2 protein-coding genes and 1 pseudogene are annotated in these 3,139 nt (G+C 49.5%); all 3 read left to right on the top strand.

Annotation, left to right across the window (positions count from 1 at the left end):
• Nucleotides 1–136 precede the first annotated feature (136 nt).
• Nucleotides 137–1,750 carry a phosphate ABC transporter permease PstA gene (gene pstA, locus HWQ67_RS15190; RefSeq protein WP_218253532.1) on the top strand — a complete coding sequence of 538 codons (1,614 nt, stop codon included), beginning with the start codon at nt 137–139 and terminating at the stop codon, nt 1,748–1,750.
• 86 nt (nt 1,751–1,836) lie between these two features.
• The gene (pstB, locus tag HWQ67_RS15185; protein ID WP_218253533.1) at nt 1,837–2,598 is read left to right on the top strand and encodes a phosphate ABC transporter ATP-binding protein PstB; all 762 of its coding nucleotides are present in this window, start codon (nt 1,837–1,839) and stop codon (nt 2,596–2,598) included.
• Between the two features lie 238 nt (nt 2,599–2,836).
• A pseudogene (locus HWQ67_RS15180) lies at nt 2,837–3,139 on the top strand (hypothetical protein); the annotation flags it as partial.

Raw genomic sequence — 3,139 nt, 5'->3', positions numbered from 1 at the left:
GGTCCCCTTGCAGAGGGGTCTGAGGGGAGACAGAGTCTCCCCTTCTACACCAAGCCTTTTATACCGATAAAACAGATGATGATGCCACCCTTTCAATTTCTGTAACAGAAGAGTTATACTACTGAGGGTAGTTGTTATGAGAGATTTTTGGAAAAGCGGAGACCCGTATGCCTGGTTAACAGGTGCGGCGCTGGTGTTTAGTCTGTTGATGGTTGGGGGGCTGCTCTTACTTATAATAACCAAGGGGCTGGGGTTTTTCTGGCCATCGAGGGTTGTTGTAATTACATTGAAGGACGGCTCCAAATACATGGGACAGGAGGACGGCTCCGAGCATATCCCAACGCCGGAGGCGCGTGGTAGCACCAAAAAATACCGGATACGTCTGAAGATCGGCAACCGCGACCTCTACGGCCTCGACTTCAGGTGGACCGATAAAGACGACATCGTAACCACCACATATCCATCCGATGCGGTGATAATAGAGAGAACGGAATGGGGCAACATGTACGGTCTTATAAGGGCGGTTAATGATGGCGGAAAGCCCCTCGCCAGTGGACATGACACCTCTGCGGCCATGCTAAAGGCACTCCTGCCGGAAAACAAAAAGCTCAGAAAAAAAATCTCCACTCTCGAAAAGGATATCCTCGGAGGTATAAGCACAAAGATAGAGCAATTGAGACTGCAACTGAACAGCCTCGGCAAAGACGACACACAATCCGAGTCTCAACGTATCAAAACCGACATCGAAACCCTCCAAGGGCAATATAACGACAAGGAGGCCGGGCTGGTTAAACTCAAGCAAACCCTCGGCGCCACCACAGTGGTAATGCAGAGCCTGGAGGGCACGGTAAAGGATATCCCACTAAGTTCCGTGGTCAGATTCTATGAACCAAACGACATGGGTGTGTTGTCCAAGACGGGGGTCTATATTTCGAAGTTCTGGGAGTTTATCTCAGATCAGCCGCGTGAGGCCAACACGGAAGGCGGTGTGTTTCCTGCCATCTTTGGGACCGTCTTTATGGTGCTTGTCATGAGCATGGTGGTCATGCCCTTTGGTGTATTGGCGGCGGTCTACCTCAAGGAGTATGCCAGGCAGGGGCTGATGGTCAAGATTGTGCGCATATGTGTGAACAATCTGGCGGGAGTGCCATCGATGGTATTTGGGGTGTTTGGGTTGGGGTTTTTCATATACGGCATAGGCGGGACGATAGACCTGTTATTTTTTAAGAGTGCGCTGCCAACGCCTACCTTTGGAACTGGAGGGGTGCTGTGGGCATCCCTGACGCTGACCCTGTTGACGTTGCCCGTGGTCATTGTGTCAACCGAAGAGGGGCTGGCCGCCGTACCGCAGGATATCAAATACGGCTCGCTATCCCTGGGTGCCAACAGGTTTGAGACCCTCGTTCACATAATCATCCCCGCTGCCATGCCTGGAATCTTGACGGGACTGATACTGGCCATTGCCAGGGCGGCAGGGGAGGTGGCGCCACTGATGCTGACCGGTGTGGTAAAACTCGCACCGTCACTGCCCATTGACACCAGTTTCCCGTTCATACATCTGGAGAGAAAGTTCATGCACCTGGGATTTCACATATACGACGTGGGGTTTCAATCGCCAAACGTGGAGGCGGCCAAGCCCATGGTCTATATGACCACTTTTCTGCTGATTGTGATCGTGGTTTTTTTGAACCTGACGGCTATCAGGATCAGGAACCATCTCAAGAAAAAATACACATCGTCAGCCTTTTAAATGTATTCACTGGCAACATGCAGGGAGGTTTAATGCAAACTGATATACAACAACTAAGGCAGCCACAGTCTGGCGGTAATAGACGCATGGATGAAAAGATATTCATCGAGTGTGTAGACCTCTCCCTGTACTACGGGGACAAGAGGGCGTTGATCGATGTCAACCTCGACATCCCAAAGCACTGTATAGCGGCCTTCATAGGGCCTTCGGGGTGTGGCAAGTCTACGCTCTTGCGCTGTATGAATCGTCTCAACGACCTGGTTGAGGGGGTCACCATCGCAGGGACAATAAAGATAGACGGCGTGGACATCTATCACCCCAACTACGACGTTACGAGCCTGCGACGAAACGTGGGGATGGTCTTTCAGAAGTCCAACCCATTTCCCAAGTCCATCTACGACAACATAGCCTATGGGCCGCGCATAGGGGGGGTTACAAAGAAGTCGAAGCTTGACGAAATCGTGGAGAGGAGTCTGCACCGTTCTGCCCTCTGGGATGAGGTCAAGGACCGCCTCGATGACAGCGCCTTGGGTCTGTCGGGGGGACAGCAACAACGTCTGTGCATTGCCCGTGCCATTGCCGTGGAGCCAAAGGTGATCCTTATGGATGAACCGTGCTCGGCGCTCGACCCCATCTCCACCGAAAAGATAGAAGAACTCATGCTTATGCTCAAGGACAACTACACCATCCTGGTGGTCACACACAACATGCAACAGGCCGCACGCGTCTCAGACTACACCATCTTCATGCTCCTGGGCAAGGTCATAGAGTTCGATCTCACCGACAAAATCTTTCAAACCCCCTCCCGCAAAGAAACAGAAGCATACATCGGAGGTCGCTTCGGTTAAAAACAAGAAAAAAAAGGTTACTGTAAATATTTCTGTGATGATAGAATGTTAAGCATTCTGGGGTCAAGGGGTCGCTGACCCCTCCTGGAGCGACAAAGAAGCGGAGCCGCCCCTTTCTTTATCTTTGCTACAATTATGGGCAAAATATCATCACAGGATTTTTTACAGCAAGAAAGAAACTGAAAAATGCTATACTTAATAATAGAGATGTGGAAAAAATAAGGAAATAGAAGATTATATGATACATCAGATATATGACAAACTCCTTAAGGAGCTGATTAAGAATGTACCACCCAAATTCCTGAAGATCCTTACCGGATACGAAACAGGAAAGTTCCTGGATATCCAGCTTCCAAGCGTACAGATAAGGCAACCGGATTTGTTGGTTGATGTGTTGGATGGCAACATCGTTCATATTGAGATACAGTCTACAAACGATAAAAACATAACAGCACGAATGTACGAATATAGTGCCTTAATCCTTAAGCAGTATGGAATATTACCACTTCAAACGCTTTTATATATCGGCGATAAACCTATC

Origin of the sequence: Candidatus Magnetobacterium casense (genome assembly GCF_019173545.1) — a bacterium.
GTDB classification, from domain to species: domain Bacteria; phylum Nitrospirota; class Thermodesulfovibrionia; order Thermodesulfovibrionales; family Magnetobacteriaceae; genus Magnetobacterium; species Magnetobacterium cryptolimnobacter.
This window is presented reverse-complemented; position numbering and strand designations above follow the sequence as displayed.

Bases quoted from the DNA above. Each gene is read 5' to 3' on its own strand.
- pstB (WP_218253533.1), top strand. From the start codon at position 1,837: ATGGATGAAAAGATATTCATCGAGTGTGTAGACCTCTCCCTGTACTAC.
- pstA (WP_218253532.1), top strand. From the start codon at position 137: ATGAGAGATTTTTGGAAAAGCGGAGACCCGTATGCCTGGTTAACAGGT.